Origin of the sequence: Leifsonia sp. SIMBA_070 (assembly GCF_046534635.1) — a bacterium.
Lineage (GTDB): Bacteria > Actinomycetota > Actinomycetes > Actinomycetales > Microbacteriaceae > Leifsonia.
Map to the genome: position 1 here is coordinate 1 of NZ_JAWRYK010000966.1, position 235 is coordinate 235.

General features: G+C 63.0%; 1 protein-coding gene. It reads right to left on the reverse strand.

The features are described 5' to 3' along the window. The coding region (locus SB754_RS23040; protein ID WP_410784572.1) for a phage major capsid protein at nt 1-235 on the reverse strand (235 nt) is incomplete at both ends.

Below are 235 nucleotides of genomic sequence, written 5' to 3' on the forward strand. Positions count from 1 at the left end.
GTACGTCAGAAGACCGGTCGGCATCTTGTCGCCCGTGCCCGTGAGAAAGCCGATGCCCTCTTGCTTGGCGAATTCGAGTTGGCCCTCTGCCGCGAGCCACGCTTCGAGGTCGATTTCCGCGTCGTCCAGCATTTGTTGCGTCGCCGCCGGGTTTGCGTAGATTTCGCCGGTCGTGTAGACGAGCGACTTGAATGCCGGCCCGTTGGTCGGCGGGCGGTTATCTTCCTCGCCCACC